This is a genomic window from Pseudomonas cichorii (assembly GCF_003700275.1).
Lineage (GTDB): Bacteria > Pseudomonadota > Gammaproteobacteria > Pseudomonadales > Pseudomonadaceae > Aquipseudomonas > Aquipseudomonas cichorii_B.
Genome location: NZ_RBRE01000103.1, coordinates 89,370 through 111,104, shown reverse-complemented (window position 1 = coordinate 111,104; position 21,735 = coordinate 89,370). Strand labels below are relative to the sequence as shown.

The following is a 21,735-nucleotide window of genomic DNA, read 5'->3' as shown; positions in this document are numbered from 1 at the left end:
GCAACACTTGAGCCCATTCCCTCTGCGTCAGGAACAGGCTGACAACAATCAACGACGTGGCAAAAACTGCAGTGGATCTACAGGCTTTCCTTGTCGGCGAATCTCAAAATGCAGTTTCACCCGGTCAGTTCCTGTTGACCCCATCTCGGCAATTGTCTGCCCCGCCTTGACCTGTTGCCCCTCCCGTACCAAGAGCCTGCGGTTGTGACCGTAGGCGCTGACGTAGGTATCGCTGTGTTTGATGATTATCAATTCGCCGTAGCCCCGTAATCCACTTCCGGCGTATACAACTGATCCATCAGACGCGGCCAAAACAGGCTGTCCCAAATCACCTGCGATATCAATTCCTTTATTCAAACTACCGTTTGAGGAAAATTTTCCTATCAAAATGCCACTTGCAGGCCAGGCCCAACCTGTCGGGGACTTCCCGGCAACACCGACCGGACTATCGCCAGCCGGAGGTATTACCACAGGTACAACGGCCACCGGTTTGGAAATAACCGTCGTCTTGACCGAGCCAGAGCCACTGCTCCGCGTGGATGTCGTCGCAGTGACCGGCCCCGGACGCGCCGTGGCCGGAGCCGAGACTACAGACTCGGATGTTGAATTTGAACGCCCGTCAAAGCGAATCGTCTGACCGGGTTTGATCGTGTAGGGCTCTGGAATCTGGTTGCGGGCAGCCAGTGCCTTCCAGTCCCAGCCGTAACGAAATGCAATGGAAAACAGGGTGTCGCCACGCCGCACGACATATTGGCCGGTGGTGACAGCAGGACGCGACTCTACGTTGCCGTTACGATCGACAACACGAACACCGCCCGAAGGTGAACTGGCGCAGCCGACCAAGAGGACACTGAGTGCAATGCCAATCACCAGACGCTGATAACTTGTTGAAAACTTTAGCTGCCGAATGACTGTGTGACTCACCCGCCACTCCCTTTACTGGTGACTGAATTCAAAAGATGCCTATTGTGCCGCAAGAACGGCGGGCAGCCAGTGATTAACTGTGCAAAGCCGTTGTCATGAGCAAATGATGCCATGCTGCCATATATCGCCCTGATCAGCAGGGTGAGTAGACCGATGAGGACAGCCAGAATTCACTTCCTCTTTCATTTATGCCTCAGGCCAGAGGCCCGTTGAGCAGTGGCACGAATCGCACAGCGCCCAGCACATGCCGGGAAAATCCATTTTCTTCGCGTACGATCAACATCAATTGCTGAACTTCACCGGAACCGACCGGAATCACCAGCCTTCCGCCCGGTGCCAGTTGATCGAGCAAGGCCTGCGGTACGTCGGTTGCCACGGCGGTCACGATAATGCCGTTATAAGGCGCCAGCGCGGGCCAGCCCTCCCAGCCATCGCCCCAGCGAAAGACCACGTTGCGCAGGTTAAGCTCGACCAGACGTTCCTTGGCCCGGTCCTGCAGCACCTTGATGCGCTCGACCGAGAACACCCGCTCGACCAGTTGTGCCAGCACCGCTGTCTGGTAGCCCGAGCCGGTACCGATCTCCATCACCTTGTCCAGCGGGCCAGCCGCCAGCAGCAGCTCGCTCATGCGCGCGACCATGTAAGGCTGGGAAATGGTCTGGTTGTGGCCAATCGGCAACGCCGTGTCTTCATAGGCACGGTGCGCCAGCGCTTCATCGACGAACAGGTGTCGAGGCGTCTTGCGGATCACGTCCAGCACCCGGGTATTGGACAGGCCTTCTTCATACAAGCGCTGGATCAGCCGCTCACGAGTACGTTGCGAGGTCATCCCGATCCCGCGGCGTAACAGATCATCTTGCTCGCGTGACATCAGACCAGTCCCTCCAGCCAGGTGTTCAGGCTAGTGAAACCGTCCTGATAGGTTCGATCCAGTTGCAACGGGGTAATCGAGACATAGCCCTGCATGACCGCATGAAAATCGGTACCGGCACCGCCATCTTCCGCGTCGCCGGCGGCAGCTATCCAGTAGCCGGCCCGGCCACGCGGATCGACGACTCGCACCGGAGCCGCAGCGCGGGCCCGATGGCCCAGGCGGGTCAGTTGAATACCGCGAATATTCGCAAGCGGCAGATTCGGGATATTGACGTTCAGCACTGTGCGCGGCGGCAGATCCAGTTGTTCATGGGCCTCGACCAGCAGACGCGCATAATGCGCCGCCGTGGCCAGGTTATCCGGCTGGCGTGACAGGAACGAAAAGGCAAACGAAGGACGTTGCAGAAAGCGCCCTTCGAGCGCCGCGGCAACCGTACCGGAATACAGCACGTCATCGCCGAGGTTGGCCCCCAGGTTGATTCCCGAAACCACCATGTCCGGCTCGCGCTCCAGCAGGCCATTGAGGCCCAGGTGCACGCAGTCGGTCGGCGTGCCATTGAGGCCGATGAAACCATTGGGCAGCGTGTGCGGGTGCAACGGACGGTCGAGCGTCAGCGAGCTGCTCGCGCCGCTTTTATCTTGATCGGGAGCGATCACCACGCACTCGGCATAATCCGCCAGCGCCGCATGCAGCGCCGCGAGACCGGGTGCAGTTACCCCATCATCGTTTGAAATCAGAATACGCATGGGCTGTCCGTCTGCCCAACCGGCACCAGATCAACGAGTTCGCGCACCAATACAGTGGCAAAGCATCCGGGCGGAAGGACGAATTCCAGTTGCAAAATGTCAGGCTCGGGATAATGCCACGTCAAACGTTCAATGGGCAGCCGCAGTATGCGACGTTCGTGCTCCATTCCCGCCTTTATCAGCCATTCGCACAGAGCAGACTCTTCAGCGGCAATACGGTTTTCCAGCTCCGCGGTCGCGCCGGCTGCCGGAGAAGCACCTGCCCCCCACTGCGGGCCGGTGGGGTGCAGGTCCAGAATGTCGAGTCGCGGATCGCTGCATTCGGCAATACCTGCCGGGAAAAAGCTGCGGCTGTCGGTAAATGCCAGCAGATCGCCGACCTGCGCACGCTCCCAACTGCCATCGGCAACACGCTCGGCCAGCACCCGGTTGAACAGATAGCTGCGGGCGGTCGAAAACAGCCGTGAGCGGACATTGCGCTGTTCCGGCAAGGCCTGGCGCCCGGCGTAATGACGGGCCTCCCCCAGATTGCCGCCCTGATAGCCAAAACGCTGGGCGCCGAAGTAGTTGGGGATTCCCTTGCGGGCAATGGATTCCAGACGCTGATTCAGCGCGTCCTGGTCAGCGTTCAATTGAGTCAGGCGCAAGGTAAAGCCGTTGGCCGCATGGGCGCCGCGCTGCAGTTTGCGCTTGTGGCGGCTGGCCTTGAGAATTTGCAGCGTCTCGTCCTGCGCTGCGGCAAGGTCAGGATCGGCCTTGCCCGGCAATTGCAGGCTGAACCACTGGCGAGTGAGTGCCTGGCGGTCCTTCAGGCCGGCATAGCTGACCGTGCGCAACGGCACACCGGCGGCACGCGCCAGGCGACGCGCCGCTTCCTCGGTGTTGAGGCCGCGTTTCTCGACCCACAGCCAGAGATGCTCGCCATCCCCGGAGAGTGGAATATCGAGCACTTCGTCGACTTGAAAATCTTCGGCCGTAGCCTTGAGAACCGCGCTCCCCAGCGCATTGCCGCTGGCCCGTGGGCCCAGGAGTTCCAGTTCGGTCATGCGCGCAGCAACAGCGCGACGGCATGCACCGCGATGCCTTCTTCACGGCCGACAAAGCCGAGCTTTTCAGTGGTGGTGGCTTTTACGTTCACTTGATCCAACTCAACCTGAAGATCCGCGGCAATCAAAGCCCGCATGGAATCGATATGCGGTGCCATCTTGGGCGCCTGTGCGACGATGGTGGCGTCTACGTTGCCGACTTTCCAGCCTTTGCCCTGTACCTGCTTGAGCACGTGGCGCAGCAACACCCGGCTGTCTGCGCCCTTGAACTGCGGGTCGGTATCGGGAAAGTGCTTGCCGATGTCGCCCAGCGCGGCAGCGCCCAGCAGCGCATCGCTCAGCGCATGCAGCAGGACGTCGCCATCGGAGTGCGCCAGAAGGCCGAAACCGTGTGCAATCCGCACGCCGCCCAAGGTAATGAAATCGCCCTCGGCGAAACGGTGCACATCATAGCCATGGCCAATACGCATAGAAAAACGCCCTGAAAAAAGTCAGGGCGTGATTCTACCTGCTTTGGCGCAAGTTAGGGCCTGTCCGAAAAACTGACAGTCATGCCTGCAGGGCCGCCGCATGATGGCGCAGATGATCCTCGATGAAGCTGGCAATGAAAAAGTAGCTGTGGTCATAGCCAGGCTGCATTCTCAGGGTCAGCGGATGCTGCGCGGCTTTGGCGGCCTGCACCAGCGCTTCGGGCTTGAGTTGATTGACCAGGAAGTCATCGCGGTCGCCCTGATCCACCAGGATCGGCAGCTTTTCGCTCGCGTCGGCAATCAACACCGTCGCATCCCACTCGCGCCAGCGTGAACGATCCTCACCCAGATAATGCGAGAAAGCCTTCTGCCCCCAGGGACAATCCATCGGATTGCTGATCGGCGAAAATGCCGAAACCGACTGGTAGCGCCCTGGATTGCGCAAGGCACACACCAGCGCGCCATGCCCACCCATCGAATGACCGCTGATCCCGCGCGCCTGAGACGCAGGAAAGTGCTCCTCGACCAGAGCTGGCAGTTCATTCACCACATAGTCGTGCATCCGATAATGCTCGGCCCAGGGTTGCGCCGTGGCATTCAGGTAAAAGCCTGCGCCAAGGCCAAAGTCCCAGGCGCCATCAGCATCATCGGGGACATCCGCGCCACGCGGGCTGGTATCGGGTGCAACCAGAATCAACCCCAGCTCGGCAGCAACCCGCTGGGCCGCCGCTTTCTGCATGAAGTTCTCGTCGTTGCAGGTCAGACCGGACAGCCAGTACAGCACCGGCAACTTGCCGCCCTGCTCAGCCTGAGGTGGCAGGTAGACCGCAAACACCATGTCGCAGCCCAGGACTGCCGAGTGATGCTTGTAACGCTTGAGCCAGCCGCCGAAGCTTTTCTGGCAGGAAAGATTTTCCAGAGGCATAGATATTAGCTCCCAGCTTCAAGCAGCAAGCTTCAAGCGGCAAGAAAGTCGTACGCTCTCTTGCCGCTTATGGCTTGCAGCTTGCTGCTATCACTCAAAAATGGATGACGGAACGAATGCTTTTGCCTTCGTGCATCAGGTCGAATGCCTTGTTGATATCTTCCAGGCCCATGGTGTGGGTGATGAAAGTATCCAGCGGGATTTCGCCGTTTTGCGACATGTCGACATAGCTCGGCAGCTCGGTACGACCGCGAACACCACCAAATGCCGAACCGCGCCAGACGCGACCGGTCACCAACTGGAATGGACGGGTAGCGATTTCCTGGCCGGCACCGGCCACGCCGATGATTACCGACTCGCCCCAGCCCTTGTGGCAGCTCTCGAGAGCGGCGCGCATCAGTTGCACATTGCCGATGCACTCGAAGGAGAAATCAACACCGCCATCGGTCATGTCGACGATCACGTCCTGGATCGGGCGATCGAAGTCTTTCGGGTTCACGCAATCGGTTGCACCCAACTGCTTGGCGATCTCGAACTTGGCCGGGTTGATGTCAATGGCGATGATCCGCGCAGCCTTGGCCTTGACAGCACCGATGACGGCCGACAGACCGATGCCGCCCAGACCGAAGATCGCTACGGTATCACCCGGTTTCACCTTGGCGGTATTCAGTACCGCGCCGATCCCGGTGGTGACACCGCAACCCAGCAGGCAGACTTTTTCCAGCGGCGCGTCTTTCTGGATCTTGGCGACCGAGATTTCTGGCAGCACGGTGTATTCGGAAAAGGTCGAAGTACCCATGTAGTGGAAAATCGGCTGACCGTTGTAGGAAAAGCGTGCAGTACCATCCGGCATCAGGCCTTTGCCCTGAGTCGCACGGATCGACTGGCAGAGGTTGGTTTTGCCCGACCGGCAGAATTTGCACTGACGGCACTCCGGCGTGTACAGCGGGATCACATGATCACCGACCGCAACCGAGGTAACGCCTTCGCCGATAGCCTCGACAATCGCCCCGCCTTCATGGCCGAGGATCGCCGGGAAGATGCCTTCCGGGTCGGCGCCGGACAGCGTGTAGGCGTCCGTGTGACAAACGCCTGAAGCCACGACGCGCAGCAGCACTTCCCCAGCCTTGGGCATGGCGACATCGATTTCGACGATTTCCAATGGCTTCTTGGCTTCAAAGGCAACAGCAGCACGCGACTTGATCATCGATCTTCTCCAGCGAGATAAAAACAAGGTCTGGAGTGTAGTACAGTGCCTTGCGACGAGTAATCCGAGCAAAAGCAAAACATTATTGCCGTACAGGGATAATCGATGTACACCAATCGCTGGGAAGGTCTGGATGAGTTCGTCGCGGTCGCCGAATGCGGGCAGTTCACGGCAGCAGCGCAACGCCTGGGCGTTTCCTCCTCGCACATCAGTCGACAGATCGTGCGCCTTGAAGAGCGCCTGCAAACCCGCTTGCTGTATCGCAGCACCCGGCGCGTAGCCCTGACCGAAGCCGGCCAGACCTTTCTGCATCATTGTCAGCGCCTGCAGGATGGCCGCGAAGAAGCGTTGCGCGCGGTGGGCGATCTGACCAGCGAACCGAAAGGCCTGTTACGCATGACCTGTGCCGTGGCCTATGGCGAGCGTTTCATCACGCCACTGGTCACGCGCTTCATGGATCTGTATCCGCACCTGCGTGTGGATATAGAACTGAGCAATCACACTCTGGATCTGGTTCACGAAGGGATGGACCTGGCAATTCGCCTGGGTCGGCTACAGGATTCACGTTTGGTCGCCACCCGGCTGGCGCCACGGCGTATGTACCTGTGTGCCTCGCCGTCCTATCTGGAGCGTTATGGCCGGCCTCATAGCCTGTCGGAATTGAGTCGCCATAATTGCCTGATCGGCGGCAGTGACACCTGGCTGCTGCGCCAGGACGGGAGAGAGATTTCCCAGCGGGTGCAGGGCAACTGGCGCTGCAACAGCGGGCAGGCCGTACTGGACGCAGCGCTGCATGGCGTTGGCCTGTGCCAGCTGCCGGACTACTACGTGCTGGAGCATCTGAAAAGCGGAGCGCTGGTTTCGCTGCTCGAAGCTCATCAACCACCCAATACCGCCGTCTGGGCGCTGTATCCGCAACAGCGCCACTTGTCACCCAAGGTGCGCAAGCTGGTCGACTATCTGAAGGACGGACTGGCGATGCGCAGCGAATACCAGACTTAGTTGCCCAACGAACGGCGCTGACGCAACCATTCAAGGTCTTCGGGGCGGGTGACCTTGATGTTGTCGGAGCGACCTTCGATCAGACGCGGCGACTGCCCTGCCCACTCGATGGCCGAGGCCTCGTCGGTAATACTGACGTTCGATACCTGACTGTCGGCCAGCGCCCGGTGCAAGGCACCCAGACGAAACATCTGCGGCGTATAGGCCTGCCAGATCAGGCTGCGATCAACTGTTTGCGCAACACGGCCGTGTTCGTCCGCACGCTTGAGGGTATCGCGGGCCGGCACCGCCAGCAGGCCGCCCACCGGATCGTCCGCCAGTTCACCCAGCAGGTTGTCCAGATCGCTGCGCGCCAGATTGGGCCGTGCAGCATCGTGGACCAGCACCCAGTCGTCATCGCTTGCGCCATGGGCATGCAGATGCAACAAGGCATTGAGTACCGAGTCCGAACGCTCCTTGCCGCCATCCACACGCTGAATGCGTGAGTCCAGGGCGCAAGGCAGGGTTGGCCAATAGGGATCGTCCACAGCCAGACTGATCACCAGGCCCTTGAGCCGGGGGTGATCGAGAAAACAGAGCAGGCTGTGTTCAAGAATGGTCAGGCCGCCCAGTTGCAGATATTGCTTGGGACGGTCCGCTGCCATGCGAGCACCAATGCCCGCTGCAGGAATCACTGCCCAGAAGGCAGGAAGGAATTCTTTCATTGCACCAACGTCATTGCGCCAACTGATAGAGGGTTTCGCCATCCTTGACCATGCCAAGCTCATGGCGGGCACGTTCTTCAACGGTTTCAAGGCCCTTTTTCAGTTCCATGACCTCAGCATCCAGAACGCGGTTTCGCTCAAGCAGGATTTCGTTTTCGGCATGCTGCTCGGCAATTTGCTCGGTCAGGCTGGCCACTTGCGCCAGGCTTCCATTACCCACCCACAGGCGATACTGAAGACCACCAAGCAGCAGGATCAGGATGAGGAACAACCAGTTAGGACTGCGCATGAAATATCAGGTACCCAGTAAAAAAGACTGCAGAGCCAACAATATGAACAATCGACTGAGGGCATTGAGCCTGACATAAGCCAGGCTCAATCACTCCTGATTACAGCGGAGCGTCCGCATCAGGGCTGCAGATATGTCGGCATGGCCGGCTTTTTCTGCAGCACCCGTTGTCTTTTACCATCTACGACTCAGCCGCGAAACTCTTCGCGACCACGGTACACGGCCTTGGCGCCCAGTTGCTCTTCGATACGCAGCAATTGGTTGTACTTGGAAACGCGGTCGGAGCGGCACAGCGAACCGGTCTTGATCTGGCCAGCCGAAGTACCCACTGCCAGGTCGGCAATGGTGGAATCTTCGGTTTCACCGGAGCGGTGCGAGATCACTGCAGTGTAACCGGCAGCCTTGGCCATCTGGATGGCTTCCAGGGTTTCGGTCAGGGTGCCGATCTGGTTGAACTTGATCAGGATCGAGTTGGCGATGTTCTTGTCGATGCCTTCTTTCAGGATCTTGGTGTTGGTCACGAACAGGTCGTCGCCAACCAGTTGCACCTTGTCGCCGATCTTGTCGGTGAGGACTTTCCAGCCAGCCCAGTCGGACTCGTCCAGACCGTCTTCGATGGAGATGATCGGGTAGCGCTGGGTCAGACCGGCCAGGTAGTCGGCAAAACCGGCCGAGTCGAAGGAATGGCCTTCACCGGACAGGTTGTATTTGCCGTCTTCGTAGAACTCGCTGGCAGCGCAGTCCAGTGCCAGAGTCACGTCGGTGCCCAGTTTGTAACCGGCATTGGCCACAGCTTCAGCGATGGCGCCCAGAGCGTCTTCGTTGGAAGCCAGGTTAGGTGCGAAACCACCTTCGTCGCCGACTGCAGTGTTCAGGCCACGGGCCTTCAGGACAGCCTTGAGGTGATGGAAAATCTCGGTGCCCATGCGCATCGCATCGGAGAAGGTCTTGGCGCCAACCGGCTGAACCATGAACTCCTGGATGTCGATGTTGTTATCGGCATGCTCGCCACCGTTGATGATGTTCATCATCGGGACCGGCATCGAGTAGACGCCCGGTGTGCCATTGAGGTTGGCGATGTGAGCGTACAGCGGCAGGTCCTGATCCTGTGCAGCGGCCTTGGCGGCAGCCAGGGACACAGCGAGGATTGCGTTGGCGCCCAGGCTTGCCTTGTTCTCGGTACCGTCCAGCTTGATCATTGCCTGATCCAGCGCTTTCTGGTCAACCGGGTCCTTGCCCAGCAGCAGATCGCGGATCGGACCATTGATGTTGGCTACTGCCTTGAGAACACCCTTGCCCAGGTAACGGCTCTTGTCGCCATCACGCAGCTCGAGCGCTTCGCGCGAGCCGGTTGAAGCACCGGACGGCGCGCATGCACTGCCGATGATGCCGTTATCGAGGAGCACATCTGCTTCCACGGTGGGATTGCCACGGGAGTCGAGAACTTCACGACCTTTGATGTCGACGATTTTTGCCATTGTTGTAAACACTCCAAGATTGACGAAAACGACGCAGCTGGGAAAAACGATTATCGCTGTCAGGCGAGAAACAGGGCAGGCCTGAACGAGACAACCCCCGACACCGGGTCGGGGGAACGGCACTTTACCGGAGAACCGGACTCAAGCGGTCTCGACAGCCGGAAAACTTTTAACAAGCTCATCCAGGGACTTGAGCTGGGCCAGGAACGGCTCCAGCTTGTCCAGACGCAAGGCGCAAGGGCCATCGCATTTGGCGTTGTCCGGATCGGGATGCGCTTCGAGGAACAGTCCGGCCAGATTCTGACTGATACCGGCCTTGGCCAGTTCCAGAACCTGGGCCCGACGTCCACCGGCGGAGTCGGCGCGGCCACCCGGCATCTGCAGGGAATGGGTCACGTCGAAGAATACCGGGTACTCGAACTGCTTCATGATGCCGAAGCCGAGCATGTCCACTACCAGGTTGTTGTAACCGAAGCTGGAACCACGCTCGCACAGGATCAATTGATCATTACCGGCCTCTTCGCACTTGTTCAGGATGTGTTTCATTTCCTGAGGCGCAAGGAACTGGGCTTTCTTGATGTTGATTACCGCACCAGTCTTCGCCATGGCAACGACAAGGTCCGTCTGGCGCGACAGGAATGCCGGCAACTGGATGATGTCGCAGACTTCGGCGACCACCGCAGCCTGCTCGGGCTCGTGCACGTCAGTGATCAGCGGGACATTGAAGGTCTTCTTGATTTCTTCAAAGATCCGCATGCCTGCTTCCAGGCCCGGCCCGCGATAGGACGTGACCGAAGAGCGGTTGGCCTTGTCGAAGCTGGCCTTGAACACATACGGGATACCGAGTTTTTCGGTAACCCGCACATATTCCTCACAGACCTGCATGGCCATGTCCCGGGATTCGAGGACGTTCATGCCGCCGAACAAGACCATTGGCTTGTCGTTGGCAATCTCGATCGAGCCTACACGGATGATTTTCTGAGCCATGTTCTGATATCCCCGTCAGGCGTTCTTCTGATGTTGAGCCAGTGCCGCCTTGACGAAGCCGCTGAACAGCGGATGGCCGTCGCGAGGCGTCGAGGTGAACTCAGGGTGGAACTGGCAAGCCACGAACCATGGATGATCCGGAGCCTCGACCACTTCGACCAGCGCGCCGTCACCGGAGCGACCGGAAATTTTCAGGCCGGCTTCGATCAGTTGCGGCAGCAACCTGTTATTCACTTCATAACGATGGCGATGACGCTCGACGATCACGTCGCTGGCGTAGCAATCGTGAACCAGGGAACCGGCTTCGAGCTGGCATTCCTGTGCACCCAGACGCATGGTGCCGCCCAGGTCGGAGCTTTCGGTACGGGTTTCAACTGCACCGGTAGCATCTTCCCACTCGGTGATCAGACCGACCACGGCATGCGCGCTGGTACGATCGAACTCGGTGGAGTTGGCGTCTTTCCAGCCCAGCACGTTACGCGCGAACTCGATGACCGCCACTTGCATGCCCAGGCAGATACCCAGGTAAGGAACCTTGTTCTCGCGAGCGAATTGCACGGCAGTGATCTTGCCTTCGACACCGCGCAGGCCGAAACCGCCAGGAACCAGGATCGCGTCGACGCCTTCGAGCAGGCTGGTGCCCTGGTTCTCGATGTCTTCGGAATCGATATAGCGCAGGTTGACCTTGGTGCGATTGGTGATACCGGCGTGGCTCATGGCTTCGATCAACGACTTGTAGGCGTCGAGCAGTTCCATGTACTTGCCGACCATCGCGATGGTGACTTCGTGCTCAGGGTTGAGCTTGGCATCGACCACCTTGTCCCATTCGGACAGGTCCGCGCCATTGCATTGCAGACCGAAACGCTCGACGACGAAATCGTCCAGGCCCTGGGCGTGAAGCATGCCCGGGATCTTGTAGATGGTGTCGGCGTCTTCCAGGGAAATCACCGCACGCTCTTCAACGTTGGTGAACAGCGCGATCTTGCGACGCGAAGACACATCGACGTGATGGTCGGAGCGGCAGATCAGCACGTCAGGCTGCAGGCCGATGGAGCGCAGTTCCTTGACCGAGTGCTGGGTAGGCTTGGTCTTGGTTTCGCCAGCGGTGGCGATGTACGGAACCAGCGTCAGGTGCATCAGCATCGCGCGCTTGGCACCGATCTCGACGCGCAACTGGCGGATGGCTTCGAGGAACGGTTGCGATTCGATGTCGCCAACCGTACCGCCGATCTCGACCAGCGCGACGTCGGCATCGCCGGCGCCCTTGATGATGCGGCGCTTGATTTCGTCGGTGATGTGCGGAATGACCTGGATGGTCGCGCCCAGATAATCACCACGGCGCTCTTTGCGCAGGACGTGTTCGTACACACGGCCAGTGGTGAAGTTGTTGTTCTGGGTCATGGTGGTGCGGATGAACCGCTCATAGTGGCCAAGGTCCAGGTCGGTTTCGGCGCCGTCGTGGGTGACGAACACTTCACCGTGCTGGAAAGGACTCATGGTCCCTGGATCCACGTTGATGTAGGGGTCCAGCTTGAGCATGGTGACCTTAAGTCCCCTCGCCTCCAGGATGGCCGCCAATGAAGCCGAGGCAATGCCTTTCCCCAATGAAGAAACAACACCGCCCGTGACGAAGATGTAGCGCGTCATGAAAAACCCTAGAAGTCTGCGTTAAAGCGGTCAGAGCCGCCGGGGAAAGCGAAGGAAGGCCGAAGCCCCCGATTACCGACAAAATTCACGGTGCACTCCCGAAACTGCTGCGTTTGAACCGACTGGCCAGAAGCCTGCCTATTTGGCGCCACATTTTAAGAATCGCCCAGTAAACACTGGTTGGTAACCGGCAACTTGCGTTGATTCAAAAGAACCAACAGAAGCTGTATCAAGAAGGGAGCGTAGTCTACCTGAAAGGGCCTTTCAGCTCAAACTTTGGTCGCTCGTCGGTGCAAGCCAGTGCAATCGCCAGTTTCCATGGCGCAAACCGTCGAGTCCCGGCAGGTTGGCGACGGCCAGCAGCTCATCGCCGCGATAGAGCAGCGGCAATCTGCCGCGCACGAACAGCGGCACACCCTGTTCATTGAGCAGACGCTTGAGGTCGCGATGACCACGACCCTGTAGCTGCATGATTTCACCGCCCTGGCGATAGCGGATCTGCAAAGGCCCGAGAGGCCTTTCGCCCTCGATGCTCAGCTGACCGTTGCCTGGCAGAGTCAATTTATCGCCTGCCTCAGGCCATGTCGGCAGCGCGCCAGGAGCCTGCAACCAGCTTCCCGACAGCCACCAGATATGCCCTTCGCCACGATGCAGTTCACCGTCGGCCAGCCGCCATACGGGCCGTGCGCCCTCGACTGCATGACACAAGCTTTCCCAGCCTGCCCAGTGATCGCTATCCGGCAAGCGGGTCAGCGCAGCCAGCCAGTGACGCAACGCATTGCGCTGGCGAGCCAGTGACAACCCGGCAAGCGGCGCGAGGGCCAGTACCGGCATGCCCAACCAGGCAAAATCGGTAGCCGGTTTCGCACTCGCCAGATCCTGCGTGGCCAGTTCACTCAGCAGTTGCTCTGCCTCGCCCATGTGTTCGGCGGTACGGGCCATGCTGGCGGACGCCTGCGGCCAACGGGACGTCAACAAGGGCATGACCTGCCGACGCAGGAAGTTGCGGGAAAACTGTTGATGGTCATTGCTGGGGTCTTCAATCCAGCTCAAGGCATGCCGCTGCGCATAGGCTTCCAGCTCGGCACGGGAAACCGATAACAACGGGCGCAGCAGTTGTCCTGCCCCAAGAGGCCGGGACGGCGCCATGCAGGCAAGGCCACGCACACCGGCACCGCGCAGCAGACGAAACAGCAAGGTTTCGGCCTGATCGTCACGATGCTGCGCAGTCAGCAACAGCTCGCCCTCCCGCAACGCTTTTGTGAAGGCGCCATAGCGCACCTCACGGGCAGCCTGCTCGAGACTGGCACCCGGCCTGACCTGCACCGCCACGACCTGCAAGGCAATGCCCAGCTTCAGACACACTTGCCGACAATGATCCGGCCAAGCATCGGCAGCGCTCTGCAGACCGTGATGGATATGAATGGCATTCAGGGGTGGCAGGCTTGCGCGCGTGGCGAGTTCGGCCAGAAGGTGCAGCAATACCGTGGAATCGAGCCCGCCGGAGAAACCGACATGCCAGACCGGCGCGTTGCGCCAGGGAGCCAGGGCCTGGAGAAGCCTGGCGGGAAGATCGTCTCTGTACACAGAGGAGCCCCGTAGGAGCGGATTCATCCGCGAAGCGAGAGCGGACTCATCCGCGAAGAGGCAGTTAAACCGTCTTCGCGAATGAATTCGCTCCCACAAAGACTCAGACGCCGTAGCTCATCAGACGCTCGTAACGACGATTCAGCAGCGCATCGTTGTCCATCTTCTTCAGCATCGCCAACTGGCTGCTCAGTTCTGCACGAATGGTGGCAGAGGCAGCAGCCGGGTCACGGTGCGCGCCGCCCAGAGGCTCGGCAATTACCTTGTCGACGATCCCCAGACCTTTCAGGCGCTCGGCGGTGATGCCCATCGCTTCTGCAGCATCCGGAGCCTTCTCGGCAGTCTTCCACAGGATCGACGCACAGCCTTCCGGAGAGATAACCGCATAAGTCGAATACTGCAGCATGTTCAACTGGTCGCAGACGCCAATCGCCAATGCACCACCGGAACCGCCTTCACCGATAACGGTAGCGATGATCGGCGTCTTCAGGCGCGCCATGACGCGCAGGTTCCAGGCGATTGCTTCGCTCTGGTTGCGCTCTTCGGCGTCGATGCCCGGATAGGCACCCGGCGTGTCGATGAAGGTCAGGATCGGCATCTTGAAACGCTCGGCCATTTCCATCAGGCGGCAAGCCTTGCGATAGCCTTCAGGACGCGGCATACCGAAGTTGCGACGAACCTTTTCACGTACTTCACGGCCTTTCTGGTGACCGATCACCATCACTGGCTGATCGTCCAGGCGGGCAATACCGCCCACAATCGCGGCATCGTCGGAGAAATGACGATCACCGTGCAGTTCATCGAACTCGGTGAAAATGTGCTCGATGTAGTCCAGGGTGTAAGGACGACGTGGGTGACGCGCCATGCGCGCGATCTGCCAGCTGGTCAGATTGCCGAAAATGCTTTCGGTGAGCGTATTGCTCTTGTCTTGCAGGCGGGAGATTTCATCGCTGATGTTCAGCGAGTTGTCATTACCGACCAAACGCAGTTCTTCGATCTTGGCTTGCAAGTCAGCGATAGGCTGTTCGAAATCAAGAAAATTCGGGTTCATAGGCATCCGTCTTGGGTCGACGGCCAAGAGGCCGGCCGGTTGATCCGTCAGCGCGCAGTCCTGAGAAAGAGCGCTTTCCGGTCGAGATTAAAAGTTCAGGCTGAGCCTAATCGTTCAGCGATACTGCAGGAAGACGTTCTCACGTCCGAACTGGTCACGCAGAGCTTGAATCAAGCTGTCTGCCGGATCGATTCGCCACGCTTCGCCAAACTGCAACAACGCCCTGGCATCAGGCCCGGTGTAGTCCAGTGTAATCGGGCACGCTCCCCGGTGACGCTTGCACAGATCACCGAGCCAGCGCAGCCGGTCGCCCTTGAGCGCATCGCAATGCACGGTCAGGCGCAGGCTTTCGGCCAGATTGGTGCGCGCATCCTCGATGCTCATGACCCGCTTGGCGCGCAAGCGCAGACCGCCGGAGAAATCGTCATTACTGATTTCCCCTTCAACCACCACCATAGCATCGGTCTGCAAAAGCGATTGTGCCGAGTGAAAGGCCTCAGCGAACAGCGAGGCTTCAATACGGGCCGAGCGGTCATCCAGGGTAATGAACCCCATCTTGTCGCCCTTCTTGTTCTTCATGACCCGCAGGGCAATGATCAGCCCCGCGACGGTCTGGGTATCGCGTGCCGGCTTGAGGTCGATGATCCGCTGCCGGGCGAAGCGGCGGATTTCCCCTTCGTATTCATCGATGGGGTGTCCGGTCAGGTACAGACCCAGAGTTTCCTTCTCGCCACGCAGCCGGTCCTTGAGGCTCAGCTCGCGGGTCTTGCGATGGTTGGCGTAGACATCGGCATCTTCTTCGACGAACAGCCCGCCAAACAGGTCCGAGTGACCGCTGTCGCGGCTGCGCGCCGTTTGCTCGGCAGCCTGAATCGCCTCTTCGAGAGCGGCCAGCAATACCGAGCGGTTACGGTCGATATTGGCCTGGTAGGCCTTGGGCTCCAGCTCGAAGTAAGGCCCCAGGCGATCCAGTGCGCCGCTGCGAATCAGGCCGTCCAGGGTCCGCTTGTTGACCCGCTTGAGATCGACACGGGCACAGAAGTCGAACAGATCCTTGAAAGGACCGGACGCACGCGCCTCGGTGATGGCCTCCACCGGCCCCTCGCCCACGCCCTTGATCGCGCCCAGACCATAGAGAATCCGGCCATCGTCGCTGACCGTGAACTTGAACTCCGAGATGTTCACGTCCGGCGCATCGAGGCGCAGCTTCATGGTCCGCACTTCCTCGATCAAGGTCACGACCTTGTCGGTGTTGTGCATATCCGCAGACAACACGGCGGCCATGAACGGCGCCGGGTAGTGGGTTTTCAGCCAGGCGGTCTGGTACGACACCAGACCGTATGCCGCCGAGTGAGACTTGTTGAAGCCGTAACCGGCGAATTTCTCCACCAGGTCGAAAATGTTACCCGCCAGATCCGGGTCGATATTGTTGGTCTTGCAACCTTCGATGAAACCGCCGCGTTGCTTGGCCATTTCCTCGGGCTTTTTCTTACCCATTGCGCGGCGCAGCATGTCGGCGCCGCCAAGGGTATAACCGGCCATGACCTGGGCAATCTGCATCACCTGTTCCTGATACAGGATGATGCCGTAGGTTGGCGCCAGTACCGGCTTGAGGCCTTCATACTGGTAGTCGACGTGCGGGTAGGACAGCTCGGCGCGACCATGCTTGCGGTTGATGAAGTCGTCCACCATCCCGGACTGCAGCGGCCCGGGACGGAACAGCGCCACCAGTGCGATCAAGTCTTCCAGGCAGTCGGGCTTGAGCTTCTTGATCAGCTCCTTCATGCCCCGGGATTCAAGCTGGAATACCGCGGTAGTTTCGGCCCGTTGCAACAACTGGTAGGTCGGCATGTCATCGAGCGGGATGAAAGCGATGTCCAGCGGCTCTTCATCGACCTTGGCGCGGTCGCGGTTGATGGTCTTCAGTGCCCAGTCGATGATGGTCAGAGTCCGCAGCCCGAGGAAGTCGAACTTCACCAGACCCGCAGCCTCGACATCATCCTTGTCGAACTGGGTTACCAGGCCATCACCGGCCTCGTCACAATAGATCGGCGAGAAGTCGGTCAGCTTGGTCGGCGCAATGACCACGCCCCCGGCGTGCTTGCCGACGTTACGCACAACGCCTTCGAGCTTGAGGGCCATTTCCCAGATTTCGGCCGCTTCTTCATCGACTTTGAGGAAGTCGCGCAGGATCTCTTCCTGCTCGTAGGCTTTCTCAAGAGTCATGCCGACTTCAAACGGGATCATCTTCGACAGGCGGTCAGCCAGACCGTAGGACTTGCCCTGAACCCGCGCCACGTCGCGGACCACCGCCTTGGCGGCCATGGAACCGAAGGTAATGATCTGGCTTACCGCGTTGCGGCCATATTTCTCGGCCACATAATCGATCACCCGGTCGCGACCATCCATGCAGAAGTCGACGTCGAAGTCGGGCATCGATACCCGTTCCGGGTTGAGGAAGCGCTCGAACAGCAGGTCGTATTCCAGCGGGTCAAGGTCGGTGATCTTCTGCACATAGGCCACCAGCGACCCGGCACCCGATCCACGACCGGGACCTACCGGCACGCCGTTGCTCTTGGCCCACTGGATAAAGTCCATAACGATCAGGAAGTAACCGGGGAATCCCATCTGGATGATGATATCCAGCTCGAAATTCAGCCGGTCGACGTAGACCTGGCGCCTGGCCTCGTAATCTTCAGTGGTGTCCCTGGGCAACAGGACCTCAAGGCGCTCCTCAAGCCCGTCGAACGAAACCTTGCGGAAATATTCATCGATGGTCATGCCATCGGGAATCGGGAAGTTGGGCAGGAAGTGGGTGCCCAGCTTGACGTCGATATTGCAGCGCTTGGCGATCTCGACCGTGTTGGCCAGCGCCTCGGGCAGGTCGCTGAACAGCTCGGCCATTTCCTCGGAGCTCTTGAGGTACTGCTGATCGCTGTAATTATGCGAACGGCGCGGATCGTCCAGCGCCCGCCCTTCACCGATGCACACCCGCGTCTCGTGGGCCTCGAAGTCGGTCTGTTTGATGAAGCGCACATCGTTGGTCGCCACCAGCGGCGCGCCATGCCGATCGGCCAGGGCAACCGCAGCATGCAGGTGCTCTTCATCGTTGGTGCGGTTGGTGCGCTGCAATTCGATATAGAAGCGATCAGGAAAGATCGCCATCCATTCACGCAACAGAACGTCAGCCTCGCCAGGATTGCCGCCGAGCAGGGCCATGCCGATCTCGCCCTCCTTGGCCGCCGACAGGGCAATCAATCCCTCATTGGCTTGCGCGACCCATTCACGCTCGACAATGATCTGTCCGTTGCGCTGGCCCTCGATGAAGCCACGGGAAATCAGCTCGGTCAGGTTGCGATAGCCCTGGGGATTCATCACCAGCAGGCTGATACGGCTGAGCGGAGCATCCTCGTCCCTGCCCGACAACCACAGGTCTGCGCCACAGATCGGCTTGATACCTGCGCCCTGTGCCGCCTTATAGAACTTGACCAGCGAACACATGTTGTTCTGATCGGTCACCGCCACAGCAGGCATGTTCATGCCGGCCAGGGCCTTGATCAGTGGCTTGACCCGGACCAGACCATCGACCAGTGAGTATTCGGTGTGCAGGCGTAGATGAACGAAAGAAGCCGGCATGGTGATCCTATAGCGCGAAAACACAAAAAACGAAGGTCGGGATTGTAGCGATCCCGGGCCGAAACGTCAGTCCTGCAACAATCCGAAACCGACCGGAATGGAGGACGCGACATTCGACATCGACTCACGGACTTCCCAGGCCGCACGTACCGGCGCGAAGGAGCGCCGATGAATCGGCGTCGGCCCGAGGCGGGCCAGGGCTTCCAGATGAACGGGCGTCGGATAACCCTTGTGCCCGCCCATGCCGTAGCCGGGGTACATCAGCTCGAAAGCGGCCATTTCCCGGTCACGAGTGACCTTGGCCAGAATCGATGCCGCGGCTATCGCCGGGACCTTTGCATCGCCCTGCACCACCGGCGCGCAGGGCACCGACAGTTGCGGACAACGATTGCCATCGATCAACGCCAGCCTGGGCGTAATGCTCAAGCCCTCGACGGCGCGCTTCATGGCCAGCATCGTGGCATGCAGAATATTCAGTTCGTCGATTTCATGGACTTCTGCACGGGCGACAAACCAGCACAGGGCCTTTTCGCGAATTTCGTCGAAAAGCTTCTCGCGACGGGCCTCGGTCAGCTTCTTGGAGTCATTGAGGCCCAGGATAGGCCTCGCCGGATCGAGAATAACCGCCGCGGTCACCACGTCGCCGCACAGCGGACCACGACCGACTTCATCGACACCAGCGACCAGATCCTCGACCAGATTGAAATCCAAACCTATTTGCATTGATCGAGCACTCACAGTGAAGACGAATGGCCAAGCAGGCTCAACACCGCATCGGCAGCCTGATTGGAGGCATCCCGGCGCAGGGTGCGGTGAATCTCGTCAAAGCCCGCGGTCTGCACCTGCCCATCGTCGAGCAACGGCAGCAGCGTACTGGCCAGCGCTTCGGGAGTTGCCGCATCCTGCAGCAGCTCAGGCACCAGCAGACGCCGTGCCAGGAGGTTCGGCAGGGAAACGTAGGGGCTCTTGACCAGCCGCTTGAGTATCCAGAAAGTCAGCGGCGCCAGACGGTAGGCAACCACCATCGGCCGCTTGTACAGCAAGGCTTCCAGAGTCGCCGTCCCGGATGCGATCAACACTGCGTCGCAGGCTGCCAGCGCCACATGAGAACGCCCGTCGAGCAGCGTGATCGGCAGGTCACGGCCTTGCAGCAATTGCTCGACCTGTGCACGCCGTTGCGGGCTGGCGCAAGGCAGAACGAAGCGCAGGCCCGGACGCTGGGCCAGAAGACGTTCGGCAGTATCGAAGAACAGGCTTCCCAGACGACCGACTTCACCGCCACGACTGCCGGGCATCAGCGCAATCACCGGGCCATCAGCAAGGCCGAGTTCGGCGCGGGCTGCGGGACGATCAGACTCCAGAGGAATGGTATCGGCCAACGGGTGCCCGACGAAACGCACCGGCACGCCCTTTTCTTCATAGAAACGGGCTTCAAAAGGCAACAGAGTCAACATCAGATCGCAGCCTTCACGGATCTTCAGGACCCGCTTCTGCCGCCACGCCCATACCGAAGGGCTGACGTAATGCACGGTCTTGATCCCGGCACGACGGAGCTGGAGTTCGATATTGAGGGTGAAATCAGGTGCATCGATACCGATGAAGACATCGGGCTTTTCGGCGATGAGCGTCTGGACCAGCAGCTTGCGCCGGGCCAGCAGCTCGCGCAGGCGACCCAGCACCTCTACCAGCCCCATGACCGACAGACGCTCCATCGGGAAGCTGGAAGTCATGCCCTCGGCTTCCATCAATGGACCACCGACGCCAATGAATTCGACATTCGGATGGCGCGCCTTGATGGCACGCATCAAGCCCGAGCCGAGAATATCGCCGGATGCCTCTCCAGCGACCAGAGCGACGCGCAGTAAGCCGCCCATGATCAGCGGGTAATGCCGCGGGTCGAAGTCTGGATGGACTGGAGGAAGATCGCGACCTCCGGGAACCGGGCAGCAGGCTCGGCCAGCTCGGCAATCGCCTGATCCACGGTCAGTCCCTGACGATAGACGGTCTTGTACGCCTTGCGCAGAGCATGAATGGCTTCCTCGGAAAAGCCGCGACGACGCATGCCCTCGAAGTTCATGCTGCGCGCTTCGGCAGGGTTGCCAAACACGGTGACAAAAGCCGGAACATCCTTGCCAATGGCAGTACCCATGCCTGAAAAGCTGTGGGCACCGATATGGCAGAACTGGTGGACCAGGGTGAATCCGGAAAGGATCGCCCAGTCATCCACATGCACGTGTCCGGCAAGCGCCGTGTTGTTGACCAGAATGCAGTGATTGCCGATGACGCTGTCATGCCCGATATGGGCATAGGCCATGATCAGGTTATGGTCACCCAGCGTGGTTTCGGCGCGGTCCTGAATGGTCCCGCGATGAATCGTCACGCCTTCGCGAATCACGTTGTGGTCGCCGATCACCAGACGAGTGTCTTCGCCCTTGTACTTGAGATCGGGCGTGTCCTCACCTACCGAGGAGAACTGGTAGATGCGGTTGTGCTTACCGATTCGTGTCGGCCCCTTGAGGATGACATGAGGACCGATAACCGTACCCTCGCCAATTTCCACACCGGCTCCGACGATCGACCAGGGGCCGACCTCAACATCATCGGCCAGGATGGCCGTCGGATCGATGATTGCGCGAGGGTCAATCAAACTCATAGCTTGCGTTCCGCACAAATGATTTCTGCGGAGCATACAGGTTTACCGTCGACCGAGGCCTGACATTCAAACTTCCAGATCTGGCGCTTGCTGCTCAGGAACTTCGCCTCGAGGACCAGTTTATCGCCCGGCAGCACTGGCTGGCGGAAGCGCAACTTGTCCGAACCCACGAAATAGTAAAGAGTGCCGTCGGCCGGTTTCGAGTCGAGCAGTTTGAAGGCAAGAATGCCGGCAGCCTGGGCCATTGCTTCGATGATCAGGACACCCGGCATGATGGGATGATCAGGAAAGTGACCATTGAAAAAAGGCTCGTTGACGCTGACATTCTTGTAGGCGCGAATGCTTTTGCTCTCGATATCCAGCTCTGTCACACGGTCCACCAGCAGGAACGGGTAACGATGAGGCAGGTATTCGCGAATTTCTTTAATGTCCATCATTTCGAGGGGAAGCCTGTAGTAAAGATTGGGAGTGCGTCGCTACTTCGCAGCACTCCTCTGCATCAAGGATGG

20 protein-coding genes are annotated in these 21,735 nt (G+C 59.5%); 1 reads left to right on the top strand and 19 read right to left on the bottom strand.

Translation table 11 applies throughout. The features are described 5' to 3' along the window. Positions 1-48: 48 nt before the first annotated feature. The 7 genes from ALQ04_RS26480 to ALQ04_RS26450 form a co-directional block, all read right to left on the bottom strand. A complete protein-coding gene (locus ALQ04_RS26480) occupies positions 49-924 on the bottom strand; it encodes a peptidoglycan DD-metalloendopeptidase family protein (RefSeq protein WP_122318742.1) in 876 nt (291 codons plus the stop codon). 193 nt (positions 925-1,117) lie between these two features. Then, a complete protein-coding gene (locus tag ALQ04_RS26475) occupies positions 1,118-1,753 on the bottom strand; it encodes a protein-L-isoaspartate(D-aspartate) O-methyltransferase (protein WP_183142285.1) in 636 nt (211 codons plus the stop codon). A 41-nt stretch (positions 1,754-1,794) separates the two neighbouring features. Next, a complete protein-coding gene (gene surE / locus ALQ04_RS26470) occupies positions 1,795-2,544 on the bottom strand; it encodes a 5'/3'-nucleotidase SurE (RefSeq protein WP_122318740.1) in 750 nt (249 codons plus the stop codon). After that, a complete protein-coding gene (truD, locus tag ALQ04_RS26465) occupies positions 2,532-3,590 on the bottom strand; it encodes a tRNA pseudouridine(13) synthase TruD (RefSeq protein WP_122318739.1) in 1,059 nt (352 codons plus the stop codon). Before truD ends, surE begins: the two co-directional genes overlap by 13 nt. Then, the gene (gene ispF / locus ALQ04_RS26460) at positions 3,587-4,060 is read right to left on the bottom strand and encodes a 2-C-methyl-D-erythritol 2,4-cyclodiphosphate synthase (protein ID WP_122318738.1); all 474 of its coding nucleotides are present in this window, start codon (positions 4,058-4,060) and stop codon (positions 3,587-3,589) included. Before ispF ends, truD begins: the two co-directional genes overlap by 4 nt. A gap of 79 nt (positions 4,061-4,139) precedes the next feature. After that, on the bottom strand, positions 4,140-4,985 hold the full coding sequence (fghA, locus tag ALQ04_RS26455; protein WP_122318737.1) for an S-formylglutathione hydrolase: 846 nt from the start codon (positions 4,983-4,985) through the stop codon (positions 4,140-4,142). Positions 4,986-5,079: 94 nt separating this feature from the next. Further along, the gene (locus ALQ04_RS26450) at positions 5,080-6,192 is read right to left on the bottom strand and encodes an S-(hydroxymethyl)glutathione dehydrogenase/class III alcohol dehydrogenase (RefSeq protein ID WP_122318736.1); all 1,113 of its coding nucleotides are present in this window, start codon (positions 6,190-6,192) and stop codon (positions 5,080-5,082) included. A gap of 105 nt (positions 6,193-6,297) precedes the next feature. On the opposite strand from ALQ04_RS26450, the gene ALQ04_RS26445 reads away from it, so the two are divergent. Then, on the top strand, positions 6,298-7,194 hold the full coding sequence (locus ALQ04_RS26445) for a LysR substrate-binding domain-containing protein (protein ID WP_122318735.1): 897 nt from the start codon (positions 6,298-6,300) through the stop codon (positions 7,192-7,194). Here the strand turns inward: ALQ04_RS26445 and ispD are convergent. From ispD to fabZ, 12 genes are all read right to left on the bottom strand, one after another. Next, on the bottom strand, positions 7,191-7,898 hold the full coding sequence (gene ispD / locus ALQ04_RS26440) for a 2-C-methyl-D-erythritol 4-phosphate cytidylyltransferase (RefSeq protein ID WP_122318734.1): 708 nt from the start codon (positions 7,896-7,898) through the stop codon (positions 7,191-7,193). The two genes, ALQ04_RS26445 and ispD, sit on opposite strands and share 4 nt — an antisense overlap. Before the next feature lie 10 nt (positions 7,899-7,908). Further along, the gene (gene ftsB / locus ALQ04_RS26435; RefSeq protein ID WP_122318733.1) at positions 7,909-8,187 is read right to left on the bottom strand and encodes a cell division protein FtsB; all 279 of its coding nucleotides are present in this window, start codon (positions 8,185-8,187) and stop codon (positions 7,909-7,911) included. A 188-nt stretch (positions 8,188-8,375) separates the two neighbouring features. After that, positions 8,376-9,665 (bottom strand): phosphopyruvate hydratase, encoded by a 1,290-nt coding sequence (gene eno / locus ALQ04_RS26430; RefSeq protein ID WP_122318732.1) that lies wholly within the window; start codon positions 9,663-9,665, stop codon positions 8,376-8,378. Positions 9,666-9,806: 141 nt separating this feature from the next. Beyond that, the gene (kdsA, locus tag ALQ04_RS26425) at positions 9,807-10,652 is read right to left on the bottom strand and encodes a 3-deoxy-8-phosphooctulonate synthase (protein WP_122318731.1); all 846 of its coding nucleotides are present in this window, start codon (positions 10,650-10,652) and stop codon (positions 9,807-9,809) included. Between the two features lie 15 nt (positions 10,653-10,667). Next, positions 10,668-12,299 (bottom strand): CTP synthase, encoded by a 1,632-nt coding sequence (locus tag ALQ04_RS26420; protein WP_122318730.1) that lies wholly within the window; start codon positions 12,297-12,299, stop codon positions 10,668-10,670. Positions 12,300-12,563: 264 nt separating this feature from the next. Then, entirely contained in the window at positions 12,564-13,886 is a 1,323-nt protein-coding gene (gene tilS, locus ALQ04_RS26415; RefSeq protein WP_259645095.1) for a tRNA lysidine(34) synthetase TilS, read from the bottom strand. Between the two features lie 103 nt (positions 13,887-13,989). Next, the gene (locus ALQ04_RS26410) at positions 13,990-14,937 is read right to left on the bottom strand and encodes an acetyl-CoA carboxylase carboxyltransferase subunit alpha (protein WP_122318728.1); all 948 of its coding nucleotides are present in this window, start codon (positions 14,935-14,937) and stop codon (positions 13,990-13,992) included. Between the two features lie 114 nt (positions 14,938-15,051). Continuing rightward, complete coding sequence (gene dnaE, locus ALQ04_RS26405; RefSeq protein ID WP_122318727.1) at positions 15,052-18,573, bottom strand: DNA polymerase III subunit alpha; 3,522 nt, start codon at positions 18,571-18,573, stop codon at positions 15,052-15,054. Between the two features lie 66 nt (positions 18,574-18,639). Then, positions 18,640-19,296, bottom strand: coding sequence for a ribonuclease HII (gene rnhB, locus ALQ04_RS26400; RefSeq protein ID WP_122318726.1), 657 nt, complete (start codon positions 19,294-19,296; stop codon positions 18,640-18,642). Positions 19,297-19,307: 11 nt separating this feature from the next. Then, positions 19,308-20,447, bottom strand: a complete 1,140-nt coding sequence (gene lpxB / locus ALQ04_RS26395; RefSeq protein ID WP_122318725.1) for a lipid-A-disaccharide synthase — start codon at positions 20,445-20,447, stop codon at positions 19,308-19,310. Between the two features lie 2 nt (positions 20,448-20,449). Next, positions 20,450-21,226, bottom strand: a complete 777-nt coding sequence (gene lpxA / locus ALQ04_RS26390) for an acyl-ACP--UDP-N-acetylglucosamine O-acyltransferase (RefSeq protein ID WP_122318724.1) — start codon at positions 21,224-21,226, stop codon at positions 20,450-20,452. Then, positions 21,223-21,663 carry a 3-hydroxyacyl-ACP dehydratase FabZ gene (fabZ, locus tag ALQ04_RS26385; protein ID WP_122318723.1) on the bottom strand — a complete coding sequence of 147 codons (441 nt, stop codon included), beginning with the start codon at positions 21,661-21,663 and terminating at the stop codon, positions 21,223-21,225. Before fabZ ends, lpxA begins: the two co-directional genes overlap by 4 nt. Positions 21,664-21,735: the final 72 nt, after the last annotated feature.